Here is a 21103-nt window from a genome sequence, read left to right as displayed (position 1 = left end):
ATAACACTAATTATCAAATAATTAAAGCTATTTCTAAAAAAATGAACCATTTCCGTTTCACTGCACCAACCCATTGTTTTTTCCCGGATGCCTAAAAGTCTAATACAATAAAGAATCAAACCCAAATGCAACACCTCATAGTAGGTATCATATAACGCTATCATTTCTTTCAAAAATCAAAACAAGCTAGTTGCCCTTTGCCCAGATGCCATGTTCAGTTATCACAAAAAATGTACAACAAAAAATATCTGAAAAAAACTTCATTCCGGCAGTTTTCTGTAATTTAACGTATGCGCTTACTAACCCTTTGCATTCTCTACATGTTTATTTCCGCTACCTCCCTGGCTCAAACAGCCTCTCCGGAGATACTCGGCCACCTCGCCACTGATAAAATCAGGGAAGCCTCCGGTATTGCTTCCAGCGTACCTTTAAAAGGCTGCTACTGGACCCATAACGACAGCGGCAATAAACCGGAAGTATACCTGCTCAACAACAAAGGGGCACTCATCTCTACCATTAAACTGGATGGTGTCAGTAACCGCGATTGGGAAGATATTGCGGAAGGCATTGGACCGGTCAAAGGCAAGTCATATGTATATGTAGGCGATATTGGCGATAATAGTGGCGTCCGGAAACATATCCGCATTTACCGTTTCCCTGAGCCGGAAAAATTACCTGCAGCATACGAAACCATCACGCCCGATGTGCTGACGCTCAAATTCCCTAATGGCGCGCGTGATGCGGAGTCGCTGATGATTGATCCTATTAGTAAACAAATTTATATCGTCAGCAAAAGAGAAAAAGAAGTGAGTCTGTATAAAACAACACAACTTTTCTTCAAAGACGGCGATAAAGTTGTGCTGGAAAAACTCATCAAACTGCCTTATTCCTGGGTTACTTCCGGAGATATTTCGAAAGATGGCCACCATATAGTTATCAAAACTTTAAGCACCATTTATTACTGGCATCGCAACAGCAATGAAAGTGTGGAAGAAGCCATGGCAAAACCTGCCAAAGAACTGCCCTATGTTGCAGAAAAGCAGGGGGAAGGCGTCACCATTACACCAGCTAATGACGGCTACGTGACCATCAGCGAAGGTAAAAATGCACCCATCTATTTTTACAAATGGAAATTTTAATAGCTTTTAGTAAATGCAGCGAAGACCAACATATATTGATCTTCGCTGCATTTACTAAAAGCTAAAAGCTAATGGCTAAAAGCTAAACCACCATTGCTGCTATCGCATTTCAGTAACAACTCCTATACTTGTATAGTGCGAGCAGCCATCATGATCTGCTGCTAACCCAAAAAAATATATACACCCTCAAAACAGGTAAGTCCTTCATCGGAAATACCTGCATAAAACCATTTTGCTATGCCAACGTTTAACAGGTTCCACCATCTTTATGCGCGTGGGATGCCACTCCAACACTTCATCTCAGACAATTAGGTAACCACAACATGCTCTCCTCAGAAATCATTTATTCAACAACCTCATTCGCTCATGCAAAAGAAAGCTATCATCATTGGCGCTGGCCCTGCCGGGCTGACTGCTGCCTATGAATTACTACAGCGCACCAGTATCCTACCTGTAGTGCTGGAAAAAAGTACCGACATCGGCGGCATTTCCAAAACAGTCAACTACAAAGGTAACCGCATCGATATTGGAGGACATCGGTTCTTCTCCAAATCCGATCGCGTAATGGACTGGTGGATGAACATGATGCCGCTGGATAAAGAAGCCGCGGAAATATTTTCTATCAGCTACCAGTCAAAAACCAGAGAAGTAAAAGCTCCCCGCAACAACAGTAACAACACCGACACCCTGATAGCCCCTAACCCGGACCTGATTATGCTGGTGAGACAACGCCTCTCGCGTATTTATTTCCTCAAAAGATTCTTTACCTATCCCATCCAGTTATCCATTGACACCCTGCGTAAACTGGGATTTACCACTACTATCAGCATCATGTTCTCTTACCTGTGGGCACAGATTTTTCCAAGAAAAAATGAAAAATCCCTGGAAGATTTTATGATTAACCGTTTCGGTAAAACCCTGTATCACCTCTTCTTTAAAGACTATACCGAAAAAGTATGGGGCATTTCCTGTAGCTCCATTTCTGCAGAATGGGGCGCACAACGAATCAAAGGTATTTCCATCGGCAAAGCGATTTCACATGCCGTAAAATCAGCCGTAGCCGCCGGCAAACCCAAAGACCTCAAACAAAAAAATGTTGAAACCAGCCTGATTGAACAATTCCTCTATCCCAAACATGGCCCGGGTCAGCTTTGGGAAGAAGTAGCTCACCAGGTCATCAACAAAGGCGGCACAGTACTCATGCAGCACGACGTGAAAAAAATTCACTCATCCGGCAACCAGATCACTGCCATTGATGTATTAGACCGCACAACCGGCGAAGTGGTCACATTGGAAGGTGATTATTTCTTTTCTACCATGCCCATCAAAGAACTGGTAGCCGACATGGAAACCGATGTACCCGCCAATGTCAGAGAAATTGCGGCAGGACTGCATTATCGTGACTTCATCACCATCGGTATCTTACTAAAAAATCTCAGCTTCGAAGATAAAAAAACAGGCCAGTATAAACCACTGGAACTGAAAGATACCTGGATCTATATACAGGAAAAAGATGTGAAAGTAGGACGCCTCCAGCTCTTTAATAACTGGAGCCCCTATATGGTGAAAGACCCGGATACCACCTGGGTAGGCATGGAATACTTCTGTAATAAAGGAGATGATTTCTGGGAACTGTCCGATGAAGAAATCCGGCAAACGGCCATCACAGAACTCTGCAAAATAGGCCTGGCGCAACAGTCAGATGTACTGGACGCCACCGTACTCAGAATGGAAAAAACATACCCGGCATACTGGGGTACCTACGAACGTTTTGAGGAACTGAAAACTTATATTGATTCTTTCGAAAACCTGTTCCTCGTAGGCCGCAACGGCATGCACAAATATAACAACTCCGATCACTCTATGCTCACGGCCATGGTTGCGGTAGACAATATCTCAAATGGTATTGTTACCAAATCCAATATCTGGTCTATCAACACAGAGCAGGAATATCATGAGGAAAAAAAATAACCCATTAATTCATTTGGAAATTTTGTTTTGAAAGACGGACTTCAAAACAAAATTTCCAAATAAAAAATCAACTTACCGCTGCTCGTTAAATGATAAGCGGGTAAATGTATGTTTTACAAGCGGAAAGCTTAATGCGGAAAGCAAAAAGCCTTACGCCCCCAGTAACAACTGAATCATATCCTGTAACATTAATTCAGCGTCATGATTCTGGATCATGAAATTGCTGAAAATGATATGGCCGTTCTGATCTATCAGGTAATTGGTAGGCGCGCCGTTTACCGGGAGATTGTGGCGGTTTGCTTCCACATCTTTCAAAGGTGTAAAGCTATATCCACTGGTTTTTATAAACGGGATTACATATGCATCCTGTTCCGCTACAACATTTACCCCCACATAAGAAACTGGTTTTTCTTTAAAATTTTTCAACACGCTTTCAAAGTGAGGAAATTCGCCCCGGCAAGGTCCACAGCCCGGGAACCAGAAAGTAAGCAATACTACTTTTCCTTTGTAATCGTTCATGGTCACTTTGCCAGGGGTCAGATAAGCATCGAAGTTAAACGAGGCGTCCTTTGCTGCGCTGGTCAGCTTTTGCCGAATATCTGTATACACAGTAGCTTCCGGCTTACCTGCTTTTTCACCATAAGCCATCAGTGCTTCCTTTAGTGATCTGGCTGGCGTTTTCACATAATACTTTAACAACGTATCATATGCCTGTTGTGCATTGCCGCTCTGTGCAGCTACCTTAGCTCTCAGCAACGCCAGTAATTCCGGTTGTTTACCCCATTTTTTTACTTTTACAGCGGCAAGTATCGTGGAGGCATCTGCCGCTTTATTTTCGTCCAGCAGTTTTTGTATCTGTACAAACTGTGTGGCCAGTTGTACATCTTTTTCATAGTCGGCTTTGGTTTCGGCTTCCAGTCCCGGCAGCTTTGCCTGATCTGCGGCCAGTAGCAACGCAGCATCGGGGTTATCTGCCAGTAAAACATCAAAGTATTCGGACATGGCATAACCCGACCAGCTGAATTTTGTTGCCGGAAAATCTTTGCGTAGCCGTTCGTAGATAGCCAGTTTTTGTTGCCTGTCAGCAGTACGGAATGCCAGCCAGTATAACGACTGTGCGCTGCGCTGACTTTCAGGGAACTTCTTTACCAGCTCATTACTCGTCTCTACATATTTTTCAGGATCACTGCTTTCAAAAGAGTAGGCATAGGAAGAGAGATAATCCGCATTATCGGGTTCCGCGGCTACAGCTTTGGCCAGGTATTCATTTGATTTTTTAAAGTCGCCCCAACGTTCTGCATCTATGGCTAACTCCGCCCAGGCCACCGCCAGTTTCGGATCCAGCGCTACTGCTTTCAGCAGGAAAGGCTTTGCCGCCGGGCTTTCCAGGTTCGTATAAAACTTACCATACCCGTAAGCCACCGCCGCTACTTTTGGATATTTCTGTATCCATACCTGGTATTGTTTTACAACCGCGGCACTGTCTTTATAACTGCCTTGCAGATAAGCCTCATGTGCCTCGATATTATCAGGATGTGCATTAATGACTGTACGCAGGCTATCTTTATTCTTTGTCGACTGTGCCGCCAAACACACCGGCAGCACCAGCAGCGCCCCGCCTGCCAGCAGGTATTTACTTAGTTGATTAAACGTGATTTTCATATAGTTGGTTTTGGATAATTATAGTATGATATTAATTCCATCCAGGATTTTGTTCCAGTACTTTTCCGGCCGGATACCGCTGTAAAATGGATTGCGGAATAGGGAAATAATACATTTTCGGATCGAAATAGCGTTTCTCCAGCGGTGCAGTAACATAGGTTCTAACACCATTTGTTTCGCCAATTTTTATTGCGGTGATGTTGGCACCAATCATCGTAGCACCGGTAGCCCATCTTCTGATATCGTTCCAGCGCTGTCCTTCAAAGGCCAGCTCTACGGTGCGTTCCTGTACATACGCATCCCAGGTTAATTGCCCTGCAGCAATATCCGGCATGTTCACTCTTTTACGTAACAGGTTGATGTAGGTGCGGGCTTCTTCCGGATTACTCAATTTCAACTGGCATTCTGCATAGTTCAGGTAAATCTCCCCTAAACGCAGCATAATACAATTCTGGTAATTGGTATTATTACCATAGAAAGCATAAGCCGGATTCAGAAATTTACGCAGCATATAACCTGTGTGGGTGGTAGCAAAGGTAGACGGATTAATAGCGGAACCCAGTTTCATATCCATGTTGGTATTCATCCAGTTCGTACCATCATACATGATGCTGGCGTGAAAGCGCGGATCCCGACTGTTATAGGGATGTGCCGGATCAAATAAATCAGATTGATTCCAGGACTTACCATCTGTCATCAGGTACTGATCTACCAGATTTTGGGTAGGACATTCTACCACACTGCCAAAGCCGGTAAAATAAGAAGAGTTATCATACTGGTCGAGCACATGTACCTGTCCACTCTGATCACCTGCATACTCTTTGTTAAAGATCACTTCTTCGTTATCATCATTCTCCGGATAAAACATCCCTCCATAATCGGGGAATAAACTAAAAGGTCCTTTATCTATGATTTCTTTAGCCACTCCTGAAGCCCCGCTATAATCTTTTTGATTGAGCAACAACCTGCATTTCATGCCCAGTGCGGCAAAGCGGGTGGCCCTGCCTGTGGCCGCAGCGGGATAACTTTCTGGTAATAGTGTGGCGGCGGTATTCAGATCATTCACCATAAATGCTACGCAGTCATCAACGGAGCCACGTGGTATTGACAAATCATCCTCCAGCGTTAATACTTTATCGACAATCGGAAAGCGACCGAAGGTAAAATAAATATCCAGGTAGGTGAGTGCCCGAATAAACAGCATCTCTCCTTTTATCTGTTGTTTTCCACTGTTGCTGAGGGGCATTTCATCGAGGTGCGACAACACCGTATTACATGCCCGGATATTAGTATAGGCGTTTATCCACAAGTCTTCATAAATTTTGGAAGAAGGTGAATATTGCCCGGCATTGATCTTGTTACAATCCAGGAATGCACGGGCACTTTTAGCTTCATCCGTGATGTCACAGGGCATCCAGTTACCGGCATCATCATAGATGCTGTGAATACCACTATAAGCCTGTAATACGGCACGACTGATCAAAGCACTGTCTTTCCATATGTTATTATCACTATAAAGATTCAGAGGGCCTTTATTCAGTGCCTCTTTGTTGCAGGACAGGATGCCCAATGCCAACGTAAGTGATATATAGCTGATTAATCTTTTCATTGGAGAACATTATGTGGTTCAAATAATTCTATGCACAGATCAAAATTGCAGCGTTGCACCGGCTGCAAATGATTTCATCAGCGGATCACGTACCTGACCGGCGCTTTCCGGATCGAATAATTTGAAGTGTGTGAAAGTGAAGAGATTGTTGGCGCTCACCGTTAAACGAAGACTTTTAGCACCCACGCGACGTAATACCGAAGCAGGAAGACTATAACCCAGTTCGATATTTTTCACACGGATATATGCCGTGTTAACGATCCAGTAATCAGAAGCTTCTGTATTATTCTGATTATCATACCATAAACGGGGATAAGCAGCATCGGTATGTGTAGGTCTCCAACGGTCCAGTTGCTGGGAGGAAGCGGGCATGTACGAATAGCTATACCCCTTTACGTTACCAGCCCCCTGGAACAGCACATTCAATTCCAGGCCATTGTAACTGGCGCCAACGCGGATACCGTACTGGATCTGCGGGAAGAAATTGGCACCTACCGGTACCCGGTCTTTAGCCGTGATCACACCATCGCCATCCACATCTTTGTAACGGATATCTCCAGGCGCTGTATTGGGATACAGCGGAGTGGGCCCTTTGGCAACTTCCTCCGCACGCTGGTACAAACCATCCGACTCATAACCAAGGTATTTGAAACCTACGGTACTATAGAAGAAACCAATAGATTTACCACTTAATTTCTGCCAGTCAGGAATACTCCGGGACTCAGGATAATTCACAATTTTATTATGCGTGCACGTGATGTTAGGCGAAATAAAATAAGTGAACTTGCCCAAATGATTGGTATGGCTCAATGCAATTTCGAATCCCCTGGTATCCACAACGCCGTTGTTAATATCCGGTAATCCAATACCAATCACATCCGGCACCTGCTGAGAAGGTGGTGCCAGAATATCCTTGGTACGTTTATAGAAATAATCTGCTTCCACAGTAAACAGGTCATTTCTTACATGTGCTTCTATCCCTACATTGGAAATCACAGCCCGTTCCCAGGTAAATACAGGGTTAGGTAATACGTTGGGAGATAATGTCTGGTAAAATGCTGGAGAAGCGCCTCCCAGTGAATATCCTGCGGTACTACCTAAAGCATAGGTAGTCAGAAACTGGTAGGGCGACACACGATCATTACCCAGCTGCCCCCAGGAACCCCTTATCTTCAGGAAATCAAGATCGCGGGTGATATCTTTCATAAATGGCTCTTCTGAAATTACCCAGCCGGCAGATACCGATGGGAAGAAACCATACCGGTGATCCGGTGGAAAAATATCAGATCCATCATACCGGAAATTAAACTGGAATAAGTACCGCTCTGCATAGTTATATGAGAAACGGCCTACCAACCCTCTCCGGGCATTTTGGGTACCGGTACCAGTGTTACTCACTCTGGTAGGATCACCCAAGCTTAATTCAGACAAAGTGGAAGATATAAACCCATCACGTTGCGTATTAAAATCATCGCCGCTAGCATTGGTTTGTGTGTAGAGCAACATGCCGGAAACATTGTTTTTGCCAAACGATCCATCGTATTGCGCACCGCCTTCCAGCGTGATACTCTGCCGCTGACTGAATGCCTCCTTCAGATAGGGTGCGGTGGGATAAGGAGATGCTTTACTAAAATTGCCCGCCGCATCAAGGCTATATATATCGTATGGCGTTGCAAATCTCTTGCTGAAAGAATAAAATTTATCGTAGGAACCATTTCCTTTTAAAGACAACCCTTTGATCCATGGCAGATCGTACTGCAATGTTACCACCGAATTAAAAATATTGGAGTTCAAACGATTGTAGCCGGATTCTCCCTTGGACTGCTGGTAAGCATTTCCACGCTGTTCCGGTACATTGGCATACGTACCATTGCTGAAACGGTTTACACGTATAGGTGGCGTGTTATACACATTTTCGACCACGTACTCCGAACCATATACCGCTTCTGCATTCCGCTTGCTGAATGAGCCGTTGAGGTTCATCGTCACTTTCAGATCTCGTGTAATCTTTGCCTCCATATTGCTACGCAGGTTATACCGGCCATAATTTTCAACCGGAAACAAGCCATCATTCTTTGCGTAGCCCCCGGAAAGGTAGTAACGTATATTTTCATTACCACCGGAAGCTGCCAGGTTGTAGGTACTTTGCCAGATAGAGGTAGCCAGTACTTCTTTCACCCAATCCGTATTGGGATAGTGATCCGGGTCGGAACCGTCTTTATATTTCTGTACCTGCTCCGGGCTGAAACCCATTCCCTGCCCGGGCTCGTAAAGATTTTCATTCTGCAGTGATTCGTTATACAGTGTAGCATACTGATAGGCGTCCAGTTGTTTATAGTATTGTGTAGGCCGCTGATTAATCATGTTAGCGCTGAAGGTGATACTGGCCTTGCCCACAGCACCTCTTTTGGTAGTAACCAATATTACGCCATTGGCCGCACGGGCGCCATATACCGATATGGCGGAAGCATCCTTTAATACCGATACTGCATCGATATCATTGTAGTTCAGATCATCCAGACTTCTGTCTGGAATACCATCTATCACTATCAACGGAGCAGTATTATTAAAGGTGCTCAGTCCACGGATATACATGGCTGAACCAGCGCCTGGAGCACCTCCTGACTTCAGCACATATAAACCAGGCAACCTGCCCACCAACATATCGGAAACCGATATACTGGAATGATCTTCCGTTAGCTGTTTGGAATTAACAGAAGCTATCGCTTCGGTTTTATTTCGTTTGGTAGTGGTGCCATAGCCTATTACAACAGATGCATCCAGATCCACCACCGCTGATTTCAGCGATATGGTAATCTGTATTGTACCATCCGTCACCTTGATACTTTTCTCCACCGGCTTGTATCCTACATAGGTCACCGTTAGCAGGTAGTCACCGGGGGCCAGGCCTTTAAAAGTGAATACGCCTTTTTCGTTGGTAACAGTTCCTTTACTGAAAGGCCGGAGGGATACCGTGGCGCCAGGCACTGCCTGCCCGGACTCATCCACTACCGTACCCATAATAAGGCCGGAAGGCTGTTGTTCGATGACAACGGTACCAGGCATCACTTTTCTGCCGATGATCACCATTTTATTGTCTTCATCGATATGCCAGGAAAACGGCTGGCCTTCCATACTTTTCTCTAATGCCTGCTTTAGCGAAGCATGATGCAATTCAACGCTCACAGGTGTCGCTGCCTGTAGTAGCTGTGCGTTGTAAAAAAAATGATAAGTGCTCTGTTTTTTAATACCTGTCAATACTTTTTCCAGTGTACTCTCTTTCAATGACAATGTAATCTCCTGAGATACCCCTTTAGCACTTACATGCAGACAAAAACCAACGATCAGGAAAAAATTCAATCTCATAATGAGCATCGCTTTTTTAAGAAGGGAACGGGCAAAGAAATGCCTATAGCAATTACTTAATTGCATACATTTGTAATGTTTGGGTGAATTGATAAAGCTGTCTTTAGTCGGATGGTTATCGGTAAACCCGGATTAATAACAGAAGTGTTGCAAGCACTTCTGTTTTCTGTTTCATGACGTATTTTTTTTCATTACTGGCTGGTTGGTTTTTGGTTGATAATAAATAATAGTTGGTTGATTAATCAATGATTTTAATGGTTCTTCCTGTTACGATATAGTGTATATCACTAAATTTAAGAATCTCTAATGCCTTCTCCAGACTTACATTACGCGGTATTTCTCCCACAAATGCCTGTTGTCTGTTATTGGTTTCAAATACTACTGTCACATCATACCATCGGGCCAGTTGCCGCATCACGGTGGTCACGTCTGCCCGGTTAAACGAAAAGAGTCCCTTTTTCCATGCAATCACATTATCCGTATCAATTCCCTTTATCAGCTGCCAGTTGTTGCTGCCTTTCTGTTGCATTTGTTCACCGGGCTGCATCATGCCCGAAAACGATGCTCCGCTTACTTTTACCTTACCAGTCAGCAACGTAGTGGTAGCCACTGGCTCATCATCGTAGGCATTGATATTAAAACTGGTACCCAGTACCATTACCTCTTGCCCTTTTGACTTTATGTAAAATGGCTGACCAGCGTTAACAGCTACTTCAAAATAAGCTTCCCCGGTAAGCTCCACTACGCGCTTGTTTCCAGTAAAGGCAGCAGGATATTTTAAAGAGCTGGCTGCATTGAGCCACACCAGCGTACCATCCGGCAGCATTACTTTAAACTGTCCGCCACGTGGCGTTGTAAGCGTGTTATACTCCTCCGCACCACTGTTATTGGCTTTCTCCGGCTGATAAGCCACAAAGCCGCTATCCAGCTTCACCACCTGCACTGCACCCTGCTTCCCGACCACACCATTCTGCATATCCGTAAGCGCAATCCTGCTACCATTCGATAGTTGCAGGATAGCCTTGTTAGTGCCCGGTCCGATATTGCTCACAAGTGGCATCGATGCCTGCTTCGGTTCATTTATCCACCAGAATCCCAATCCCGCTAAAACACCCGTCAACACAGCAGCTGCTGCATACGCCCACCATCTCCGGTAACGCAGTTTTCCGGTGGCTACTTCCTGATCAAATACCTTATCTGCCTGCAACACATTTAACAACAAAGGCTCCCACACAGCATTATCTATTTCCTGGCCTGAAGGCATTGCTGCTACCAGATCTGCCGCCTTCCGGTTAAACAGCTCCCTGTTGTTTTCATCCAGAAAAAATGCGCTCAACTCGGCTTCCTCCACTGCTGTCAAATCATTGTTGCTGCATTTCTGTAATAAATATGCAATTCTTTGTTCCATAGAATTTTCAAAAACGTGTAGTAAAAAATTACAGGCGACACGCCATTGCGATTAAATCACACAGCGTAATAAGATAAAGAATGCAAAAAAGGAATTTGGTACTCATGGGGGTAATTATTTTTTTCAAAATAATCTCAAACAACACCTTAATACACTTATACTCAGCGGTTTAAAGAAAATAAAATCAGAAGAGGAATTATTTTTCCCGCGGCGGTAAGATACTCGCGGATATGACTGAGTGCAGCGGTAAGGGTATTTTTAACATAGCTGTGTGAACACTGTAGCTGCTCCGCTATTTCTTGTGTTTTCATCCCCTGCTCGCGGCTCATCTGGTAGATTTTTTTTCGCTGGGGTGGCAGCGTATTTACTGCACGCTGTATCAGCAATTGCGTTTCCTGCACCTGTAGTCTGTCTTCGCCCACATTAGCATCCACCACAGCCATACCATCGAACAGGTGATTGATTTTACGCCTGGAAGCCTGTTTATGAAAGTATGTAAAGCACTCATTAGTGGCCACCCGGATGATCCATGCTTTGGGTTCATGCAGCGCAGGCAGCTTATCACGGCTCAGCCAGATCCGGATAAATGTTTCCTGCACAATCTCCTGGGTACCTTCCTCCGCTTTCACCATACTCCCTACAAAAGGAGTCAGCCACGGAAGTACACCATAAAAAAGCTCCCGAAAAGCATCCTCATCTCCCTCCGATATCCTGATCAATAAATCTTTTTCTATATGAAAGTTGACACCGCGCAATATCCCCTGTATTTGTGACAAAGGGCAATTTAATCATTCTCTGATTTCTTTTTTTTAAAAAATGAGGAAACAGAAATAACAACCGGTTAACAAAAACAGAAAAGGTTACCCGCGAGGGTAACCTTTTAATAGTGATGATTCATGATGACCAGTCGCCGGCCTTCCACACATTACACCGCCGCAGCATGTTGCGCCACTACGCCTACCTGCGGCAACGCCACAGGTACTTCTGCAGCCACCGGAATCTCATCTCCTACTTCCGGTCCATTCTTAGCCAACTCACTCCCCTCTTTCTTCGATTTAAAAATAGGCCACAACAATTGCGCATACCATTCTTCTTCCTTATAATGCTTCAATCCATATGCGGCTGGATATTGACGCGTAATAATGCCGGTTCCAAAAATCAGGTCCCAGATAAAAAACATATTTCCAAAATTGCCTTTGTAATTTCCGATGCCATCATCAGTCGTATCTGCATGGTGCGCATGATGCGTAGCCGGCGTGGATATAAGGCGCTCCATCACCCAGGCAACGGGATTCAGCCAACGGATCGTATAAAATGGCTTGTCCCATTTGATGCTGGAATGAGCCGCTGTTGTAATCAGTGATTTAATACCGCCTACAAAAAGGGCGGCATAGCCTAATCCGAAATAAGTCAACGTAACAGTCAGGTATATCTGCGAAAAAAACATGGTGTAAATAATATTCTGTCTGCTCGTCATCGCCATACCCATATATGGTGCGGAGTGATGTGTACGATGAAATCTCCACAACAGCGGCAACTGATGATGCAAGCGATGATACCAGTACTGGGTGAGATCATCGGCTACCGCCATGATCGCAAAAGCCCACCAGAACGGCACCCACACAAATGCATCTCTTGCACTGGGCAGTACCAGTGGCAACAGTTGCAATCCAAAATAAGCAATCATAGGACGCAACACAATCCTCGGCAAAATGAAGCACACTATATCCAGGATACGTTCATTCTTAGTCCACCTGTTTTCATACAACCCTACAGAAAATTCTACGATACCCACCACCAGCATAATGGCCGGCAGCCCCCAGGTTTTGAGGTTATTAAATACTGCTTCAAGAAATGCAGGAGCCCGGAAAGAAAGATGTTCCGTTGTGCCTGCAGCCCATGGCTTGCTGCCACTGATATAAAACCACCCAAACATCAGCGATATGGGCAATACATAGAGCAGCAGACTAATCAGGGAATCCTTCAGAATCACCTGTGTTGGTGTTTTTGCTGTTGTTGTCATAAGATGTATTTTTTCGTGATTAATGAGGTTGATTAAGTAAAAAATGCAGTAACCAGATGGTACCCGAAATGATGACCAACGGCACCAGGAATATAAATATCCCAATGGCAATTTTTTTTGTCAGTATAGCTACATCTGTGATTGTCATAATTAAGGTTTTAAAGATGAAGGATGTATAATTTCTATATGATTAAGCTTACCGGTGAAATTGTAGGGCGACTTATACAACGGTGATACCGCAGAACCCTGATCCCTGCCTACATCCAGGCCTTCATCATAAGGAGTGATGGTAGCATCAGCCTTTGTGATAGCCCGTTCCGCTACTTTTTCTTCATTGATATACAAGGCTTCTGTACCTGCCGGATCTGTCAACCGCTGCGCCGGCGAGTAAGTCAGCGCATACCGCAGGATCACTTTACCGCTGGGAAGATCTTTGCCGGAAGTAAGATCTGTCAGCTTACCGTTTATGTTATGTACTGCTTTCAGTTTTCCATTTTGCACAAAAAAAGTGAACCCGGAAAAACGGCCGCCAATACTTAACAACACGCCTTCATTTTTAGCATCATTCAGTTCCACATCTGCTTTAATTTCAAATGACTGTTCAGAAAGAAATGGTGCAGAACGTGAAGGCACCTGTGTTAGCCCGGGATACAGGATGGCGCGTGCACGTCCATCCAGTGGCCCCCTGGTAAGAATGGCCGGCGTAACACGGGAAGTATCTCCCAACAATGGATACACTTTATACTTCCATGCCTCTGCATCAAAAAGATCCTGCAACTCTTTTAATTTTGCCGGATTGCTGGCAGCCAGGTCATGTTGCTCATTAAAATCTTCACCAAGATTGTACAACTCCCATTTATCGCCAGAGAAAGGAGTGCCGCGACTATGACTCACAGCGGCCTTCCAGCCATCTTTATAAACAGAACGGCCACCGGATATTTCATAATACTGTACATGATGTCTGCCTGGAGCAGCGGCGTTGTTAACGGTATAAGCGAGACTTATACCTTCCAGTGTATCCTGTGGATAACCGTTAATGACTTTGGGAATACTTAATCCTGCCAGCTCCAGCACCGTAGGAGTAACGCTGTTCACATGTGAATACTGCGTACGGATACCACCTTTCTTAATCAGCTTCGGATAAAAAATAATGAGTGGGTTACGCGTCCCCCCTTCGCTGTTGGCATCCTGCTTCAGATAGCGGAAAGGTGTGTTGGCTGCCTGCGCCCAGCCTACGGGATAATTAGGACCGGAATCTGCACTGCCGATTTTATCGTACAAACTGTCGATATCTTTTATTCTGCTCTCGTAACTTTCTGTAAATAAACTACCGTCAATATATTCATTAATGCCATGCACATGACCACTGAGACCGCCTTCTTTGCTGGCGCCGTTGTCGCCGATAATGAGCACAATCAGTGTATTATCCAGCTGTTTAGTATCACGTAAATAATTAATTAATCGCCCAACTTCATAGTCGGTGTGCGACAAGAATCCCGCATACACTTCAAAGAAGCGGGCAAACACTTTCTTTTCTGTAGGAGAAAGCGATTCCCATGGCTTCACACCCGGATTTCGTGGTGGCAGCGTTGCATTGGCAGGTACCAGTCCCAGCTTTTTCTGACGCGCTAATACCTGCTCCCGGTAAGCATCCCAGCCGGCATCAAATTTTCCTTTATATTGGTTTACCCACGACTTATCTACCTGGTGCGGACCATGCGTGGCGCCAGGCGTAAAATAGAGGAAGAAGGGCTTATCAGGTGCGGCAGAATGCTGCCCTGCGATATAGGAAATGGCTTTATCCACCAATACCGTGGTCAGATGCTTTCCCTGCAGGTCGGGTTCTACTTTTACGGTATTTTCCCAGAGTGCCGGCGTATACTGATCTGTTTCCCCACCCATAAATCCAAAGAAAGCATCAAATCCACGTCCGGTAGGCCATCGGTTAAAAGGCCCTGCCGGCGTAAGGTCCGGGCTGGGTGTAACATGCCATTTCCCTACGGCGTACGTATTATAACCATCTTCTCTTAATATTTCCGCCACGGTTCCTTTTTCAAATGGCATATAGCCATTATGCCCTGGCAGATTCACTGCTGCATCTATTACCGTAGGCACATTCACCGAATGGTGATTACGGCCTGTTAACAACGAAGCACGTGTAGGTGAACAGATGGCAGTAGTATGAAAGTTGGTATATCGTAAGCCATTATTAGCAAGACTGTCGAAAACCGGTGTGGATACCAGTCCACCAAATGCACTGCTGGCGCCCCAACCTACATCATCCAGCATAATGTAGATAATATTAGGCGCGCCTGCAGGCGCCACCGGGTTAAATGGAGCAGGACTAATAACCGTTTGCGAAAGTGTGGGCCCTATCTTGCCGGCATAACGCTGTTGTGGGCTATGCTGCGCATTGGCACCTGCGGTGATGCTCAGCAGGACCAATGAAATAAAAGGTCCGGAAGGTGATGAAAATTTCATTTGTTAATTAGTTAAGTTGGCTGATAGATTATTTGTCCCACCAAAGTGCAGGTGTTTGATATCCTGATCCTGCCGGCGTATTTTTATTCAGTGATTGTTCGTTCTGCGGATAAGGGATTCGCCGTGGTATCTGCCCGTTGGGATTGGCTACGCTGGTACCGTTCTTGGCCAGCGGCAACGCCGGATAACCCGTACGACGATAATCTGACCATGCCTCCGGCTGCAGAAATAACGCGATATATTTTTGAGTGACAATCGTATTCAAATCACTGCTGGCAACGCCACTCAGTGTAGTCTTCGCCGTTATATAGGCCGTTTGTTTATCTGCTGTAGCATATGGATCGGCGGGGTTGCTGATCACCCGCTGAAACGAAGAACGTATCGCCGCTTCCAGGGAAGTTTTCACCAATGGATCCGCAGGACTGATACGCCACCTGGCTTCTGCTTCCAGGAATTTTGCTTCCGGGAAACTGCTGATGATAACAGGTGAAGTGGCGGTACCATAAAAAGAGCCGATCACCGAAAAGGCGCCTGGCACTCCCGGCGCACTGCCTCTGTAGGTACTGCTGCCGGTGGGATAAGGCGTAGCGAAATAAGCCCGTCTTGGATCTACCAGTAGCCCTTCCGGCTTGGTAGCAGCATCCGTTACTTCATTACCATTTAACAGATTTACGAAAGATGCTCCCAGTCCTATCCATCCCGGCCTGTTGGAATTTTGCTGATAAAAAGGATTCGCGTTCGTAGTAGAAGCGCCAAATACGACGAGGGCATCAGAAGAATTATCTGCTATGCCTCTGTATCGTGTACCGTCATATAATGCCTTCAACACCTGCTGCGCCGCCTCTACGGAATTTATTTTAGTAAGATGTATCGCATATCTTGCTTTCAGCGTATACGCCAACGATTTCCAGCGTTCCACATTGCCACCATATATCACATCATCCGTGGCGGGTAACGCGCCCTGGTTGTCTGTGACAGGAACAGAAAGCTCCAGGATAGCGGAGTCCAGCTGTCCCTGCAATGCTTTGTAGATATCTTCCTGTTTATCATAAACAGGGTTGGTAACATGGTTACCATAGAGTGACTGGCTATAGGGAATATCTCCAAACAGATCTGTTAATGTTCCATAAGCGTAGGTGCTGAGTATACGGGCAATACCGCTGTAATAAGGAAGTTTCTGCTGCGCCGCAGTCGTCTTCACAATCTTCAGTTCATCCAATACATCCGCATAAAACCCTCTCCATGTCTGATCAAAATATTGAATAGAGGAAGCGTAATTATCAAAGGAGGCCGCATCACCATTGGCGCCGGAAGCCTGTTGTATATAGATGTTGGCAATAAGCCCGGCATTCACGCCCAGGTTAAATCCCAGCGCCACTTCTGCCCCGGTTAGTACGGCACTCACAGATACCTGCGTAGAGGCATTGGGGTTAACATTGGTTCCTTCCAGTGAGCAGGATGCCGGTATTAATAGCATACTCACTGCAATGAATAAAAGGCCGATGTGTTGATGATATATTTTCATGTTCAGAATTACTTAGTTGGTTAAAAAGATACATTCAATGCCACGCCATAACTTTGTGTGCTGGGTGTTGTCCAGAAATCAATACCGGCGGCATTCGACAAACCATTCCGGCTACCCAGATCCGGATCACTGCCGGTGTAATTGGTAGACAGCAGGAAGTTTCTCGCTGTCAGCGTAACGCTGGCAGCAGATATATGCGCAGGCTTTAATATTTGCTGCGGTAACGCATAAGTCAGGTTTACATCTTTCAGTTTGATCCAGTAGAGATCATGTTCTACGTAAAGTCCCTGTATATTGAAAGTGTTTCTGTACCATGCCTGGGACAACACTGCTTCAATCGTGTTAGGTGCTCCTTTCGATGCGGTAACACCGTCAAAAACAGTTTTGCTGCCTCTTGCTACCGTGGACTCATCTACACCGTTAAATACCATCTGTAAACGCGGCGCATTGAAGATGTCAAATCCAAAGCGGCCATCCAGTAAAAAGGAAAAAGTAAAAGCGCCATATCTGAGTTCATTCCGCAAGCCCACATTAAAATCAGGATTGGGGTCTCCTATTTTTGTAAACGCACTATTCACTAATGGATAGCCATAGTTAGCGCTGGACGGATCGTCATTGATGATGGGCTTACCGGCGGCATTACGTTTCACATCGGTACCGTAAAATACGCCATACGGCTGCCCGGCCTGACCACGTGCTTCCATCCAGATACCTCCCAAACTAACACTGGAAATATTATCCGTGATATAATTCACCCGGCTGGTATTCTTGTTAAACAACGCGGTGGCGGTCCAGGAAAATTTTCTGCCGCTAACAATACGTTGTTGCAAACTTGCTTCTATACCTCTGTTAACAATATTTCCGGCGTTAATAAGCGTATAGGCGGCACCGGTAGAGTATGGCAGCGTAACCGGAATGATCTGATCTTTACTGCTGTTATTATAATACACGGCCTCCAGTTGTGTTTTATCGTGGAAGAAATGCAGGTCCAGTCCAACTTCCCAGGTACTGATACGTTCTGGTTTCAGATCAGGATTACCGATGGTGGAGCTATAACTGAGCCCCTGCTTTCCACTAAAAGGAAAGCTGATCGCACTCTGTATCCAGCCGGCACTGGTAGTAGGCACATAGTAGGTTTCAAGAGAATAAGGATCGGCATCGTTTCCTACCTGTGCGTAAGTAGCGCGGATCTTACCAAAATTCAGGATGCTGTTATTCCAGTGCAGCACATCCGTAAAGATGAAACTGGTGCTGGCAGAAGGATAAAAGAAAGCATTCTTACCTTTTGCCAGTGTAGAGGTCCATTCATTTCTGCCGGTCAGTTCCAGGTATAACCACTTCTTGAAATCCAGTTTTACATCCGCATATCCTGCCACCAGCTTCTTGCGGATAGTTTGATTAAATGTTTGGGTAGAAGAAGCATTGGAGATATTAAAATTGCCGGGGATGGTCAGGCCATCACCGCGGGTATTTACCTGGTTCTTCCAGGAATTATAATAATTGTAACCTGCCACCACTGTCAGGTTCAGATCTCTGTTCACTCGCCGGTCAGCCACCAGCAATACGTCCAGGTTATTATCTCTCCGGGTATAATTCACATCGTTGATGGTACCTGTTGCCACACCGGAGGTACCACGACTAAAAGCGCCTTTTCTTACATCGGTATAATAGTCAATACCATAGCGGGCGGTGGCCTTTAACCAACTGGTGATATCCAGACTTGCTTCTGCAAAAGTGATAAAGCGGTTGAGTTCATCCGACTGCGGGTTCATGTTGAGCGACCAGTATGGATTGTCCCATCCGATGCCATTTGCATAGGAACGGCTGTCGCCCCAGGGCTTGGCACTGGTGGGCGGCAGCTTATATGACTCCGGATGTTCCCAGGGTCTGGAGTAGCCGTTTGTAATATCAAAATTTGCCGGTGAGTTAATTAATGCACGAACAACGTTCGTATTAAATCCACCCATCAGTGCGCGGTTGTCTGCGCCATCCTTGATGTAGTTGAGTCCACCGGATACTTTCAGCCGGTCATTCACCGTGTAGTCACCATTGAAACGAAAGGTATGCCTGAAAAAATCAGTTGTAGGAATGATACCTGTCTGTTTCAGATTTCCATAGGAGAAATAATATCCTGCATTCCCGGTATTGCCATAGAAGCTGATATGCTGATCATTCGTATAGCCGTTGACGAAAAAGTTATCAATATTATTATACCTGTTTACCGGAATGCCATTGGAGCTGGGATCACTCTTTCCTACAATCGTTCCATTTTTATCAAAGTTGCTGGGCAGTGAACTGTAGGTCAATGTATCCAGTAATGCGCCCCAGTTTTCATCAGATCCTGTGGTGCCAGGTTTCACATATTGTCCGCCAATACCGTTGGAGAAACTGGTTTGTCGCGGTTGTACACGGCGATTAATTTTATCAACGGTAAAGGAGCCGCTATAGCTCACACCAAATGTTTTATCTGTAAGAGCAGTTCCTCTTTTAGTGTTGATCACTACCGCACCATTGGAGGCCCTGATGCCATACAAAGCAGCTGCAGCGGGGCCTTTCAGCACCGTTACACTGGCAATATCGCCAGGGTTAATATCAATCCCGCGATTGGAAGGTGTGGCCAGGGAAACACTGTTGGAGATGGGAAGTATGTCCTGTATAGAATTATCAATAGGAACACCGTCTAAAATAAATAGTGGTGCATTACTTCCCAGTAAGGAACTATTCCCCCTGATTTTTATGGTAGATGATCCTCCGGGAGAACCACCGGAATTATTGATCTGCACACCAGGCACCTTGCCGCTAAGGGCAGATACAATGTTAGGTTCGCGGCTGTCTTTCAATGCGGCGCCTTTTATTTCGCCTACGCTGTAGCCGAGTGACCTGGTGGCGCTTTTTATACCTACAGCTGTTACCACCACTTCTGATAAAGCCTGCTGTTGCTCCAGCTTTATTACATTATTAAGATCATTCTTTGTGATGACTACTTCCTGGGGTTGATATCCTACAAAAGTGACGATGATGGTACCTGGTAACGTTGTCAGACTTAGCTGATACGCTCCGGTAGCATCTGTTTGTGTCCCTGATTTTCCATTTTTAACACGTACGGAGGCGCCGGGCAGCGCTTCCTGTGTTTTACTATCAATTACTTTTCCTTTTAATAACACAGGCGCCTGCGCAAACACATGGCTGCCGAAGAATAATAGCGCAGCATACCAGACTGCGGATCGTAAATTTTTGGACATACAAATTAAATTAGATGTTGGACAGACAGGGCAATAAGTATCCTGATGGCCGTATTACGCGCCATGCAGATGCATTCATTTTGGGATGATTAGGAAAGGCCTAACAACAACAACAGCAGCAACAGCAAACAGATATTGTTTTGCCGGCGTTCACTTTTTTACTGCGTCTATTGTTGTGCAATAGCTGATTCATGGTTGAAAATATTTAATAGTAACTCCCGGTTGCTTGATTAAAGCAACTTCAATAAAGAATCGTTCAGCTTTGCTTTGTATGGTGGGACAAAGACTTTTTGCCGGAGGTACCGGCGTTTGGTGGTGGTAAATTTCTATTAGTCTACTATAATTGTAGACAAATATACAACGGGGTTTTGGAAAACGCAAGGGTTCTGCGAAAAATAATCTGCAGCTAACATCACTGCAACGCAGAGACAGGGTGAAAATAAAAACGCTTCACATGTTGATGTGAAGCGTTGCTTTGTTGTCCCAACTTTACAAAATCCGAACCTTTTTCTTTTGGATTTACGCAGATTAGTCAGCGCAAATTATTGATTTTAAGCAGATTGAAGTCAAAAAAACGTAATTCGAATCTAATTAGGAGAGGCTATTTTCCTTAAATACCTCTCCAATATTACTTTTCACTAATTCGCTTTAGCTTGGACAAATTGAATAACCTTTTT

At 45.1% G+C, this 21103-nt stretch carries 12 protein-coding genes; 2 read left to right on the top strand and 10 right to left on the bottom strand.

Going from position 1 to position 21103, the window contains the following annotated elements; all coding sequences use genetic code 11:
- Nucleotides 1-290: 290 nt before the first annotated feature.
- Both AC1DP6_RS15180 and AC1DP6_RS15175 read left to right on the top strand, forming a co-directional pair.
- Nucleotides 291-1139: a hypothetical protein gene (locus AC1DP6_RS15180; protein ID WP_477055576.1), complete on the top strand. Its 849-nt coding sequence runs from the start codon at nucleotides 291-293 to the stop codon at nucleotides 1137-1139.
- A 366-nt stretch (nucleotides 1140-1505) separates the two neighbouring features.
- Complete coding sequence (locus tag AC1DP6_RS15175) at nucleotides 1506-3110, top strand: NAD(P)/FAD-dependent oxidoreductase (protein ID WP_477055575.1); 1605 nt, start codon at nucleotides 1506-1508, stop codon at nucleotides 3108-3110.
- Nucleotides 3111-3260: 150 nt separating this feature from the next.
- On the opposite strand, the gene AC1DP6_RS15170 is transcribed toward AC1DP6_RS15175, so the two are convergent.
- From AC1DP6_RS15170 to AC1DP6_RS15125, 10 genes are all read right to left on the bottom strand, one after another.
- Nucleotides 3261-4772 (bottom strand): redoxin domain-containing protein, encoded by a 1512-nt coding sequence (locus tag AC1DP6_RS15170; protein WP_477055574.1) that lies wholly within the window; start codon nucleotides 4770-4772, stop codon nucleotides 3261-3263.
- A gap of 31 nt (nucleotides 4773-4803) precedes the next feature.
- The gene (locus AC1DP6_RS15165) at nucleotides 4804-6381 is read right to left on the bottom strand and encodes a RagB/SusD family nutrient uptake outer membrane protein (protein WP_477055573.1); all 1578 of its coding nucleotides are present in this window, start codon (nucleotides 6379-6381) and stop codon (nucleotides 4804-4806) included.
- A 39-nt stretch (nucleotides 6382-6420) separates the two neighbouring features.
- Nucleotides 6421-9747: a SusC/RagA family TonB-linked outer membrane protein gene (locus AC1DP6_RS15160; protein WP_477055572.1), complete on the bottom strand. Its 3327-nt coding sequence runs from the start codon at nucleotides 9745-9747 to the stop codon at nucleotides 6421-6423.
- A gap of 238 nt (nucleotides 9748-9985) precedes the next feature.
- A complete protein-coding gene (locus AC1DP6_RS15155; RefSeq protein WP_477055571.1) occupies nucleotides 9986-11155 on the bottom strand; it encodes a FecR family protein in 1170 nt (389 codons plus the stop codon).
- 161 nt (nucleotides 11156-11316) lie between these two features.
- Nucleotides 11317-11931, bottom strand: a complete 615-nt coding sequence (locus tag AC1DP6_RS15150; protein WP_477055570.1) for an RNA polymerase sigma factor — start codon at nucleotides 11929-11931, stop codon at nucleotides 11317-11319.
- Nucleotides 11932-12080: 149 nt separating this feature from the next.
- Nucleotides 12081-13178: a sterol desaturase family protein gene (locus AC1DP6_RS15145; protein ID WP_477055569.1), complete on the bottom strand. Its 1098-nt coding sequence runs from the start codon at nucleotides 13176-13178 to the stop codon at nucleotides 12081-12083.
- Nucleotides 13179-13197: 19 nt separating this feature from the next.
- On the bottom strand, nucleotides 13198-13326 hold the full coding sequence (locus tag AC1DP6_RS15140; RefSeq protein WP_477021598.1) for a hypothetical protein: 129 nt from the start codon (nucleotides 13324-13326) through the stop codon (nucleotides 13198-13200).
- A 2-nt stretch (nucleotides 13327-13328) separates the two neighbouring features.
- On the bottom strand, nucleotides 13329-15659 hold the full coding sequence (locus AC1DP6_RS15135) for an arylsulfatase (RefSeq protein WP_477055568.1): 2331 nt from the start codon (nucleotides 15657-15659) through the stop codon (nucleotides 13329-13331).
- 28 nt (nucleotides 15660-15687) lie between these two features.
- Nucleotides 15688-17184, bottom strand: a complete 1497-nt coding sequence (locus AC1DP6_RS15130) for a SusD/RagB family nutrient-binding outer membrane lipoprotein (RefSeq protein ID WP_477055567.1) — start codon at nucleotides 17182-17184, stop codon at nucleotides 15688-15690.
- 20 nt (nucleotides 17185-17204) lie between these two features.
- On the bottom strand, nucleotides 17205-20426 hold the full coding sequence (locus tag AC1DP6_RS15125) for a SusC/RagA family TonB-linked outer membrane protein (RefSeq protein WP_477055566.1): 3222 nt from the start codon (nucleotides 20424-20426) through the stop codon (nucleotides 17205-17207).
- Between the last annotated feature and the right edge of the window lie 677 nt (nucleotides 20427-21103).

It is taken from the genome of Chitinophaga sp. 01L420 (assembly GCF_056399985.1).
This window is presented reverse-complemented; position numbering and strand designations above follow the sequence as displayed.